Source organism: Dongia sp. P2_B8 (assembly GCF_056404715.1).
The window spans coordinates 1-378 of sequence record NZ_JBFUDM010000019.1 but is presented as its reverse complement, the minus strand read 5'-3'; the positions used below and the strand labels follow the sequence as shown (position 1 = coordinate 378).

The following is a 378-nucleotide window of genomic DNA, read 5'->3' as shown; positions in this document are numbered from 1 at the left end:
GATGATCGGCAACGAGCTTGCCAACACGCTGTTGGGTGGCACGGGCAACGACATCCTGATCGGTGGTGCCGGTGCAGATGCGTTGACGGGTGGTGCCGAAACGCTCGACATTGCCTCTTACGAGACGGCAACAGTGGGCGTGGTTGCCGACCTGACGAYGGTTGCCAACAATACCGGCGATGCGGCGGGTGACACCTATACGACGATTGACGGGCTGACCGGGTCGGCCTTCAACGACACGCTGCGCGGCAATACCGGCGYCAACCGCCTCGACGGTGGTGCGGGTATCGACACGCTGGAAGGTGGGAACGGCAACGACACCTATGTGGTGGACAATGCCGGCGACATCGTCACGGAGCTGTCGGGCACCAGCACGGG

Annotated in this window: 1 protein-coding gene; it reads left to right on the top strand. The window is 63.3% G+C overall.

Going from position 1 to position 378, the window contains the following annotated elements; all coding sequences use genetic code 11:
* Positions 1-378, top strand: a 378-nt coding sequence (locus AC1DWZ_RS23950; protein ID WP_477171481.1) for a calcium-binding protein, incomplete at both ends; no start/stop codon positions are given.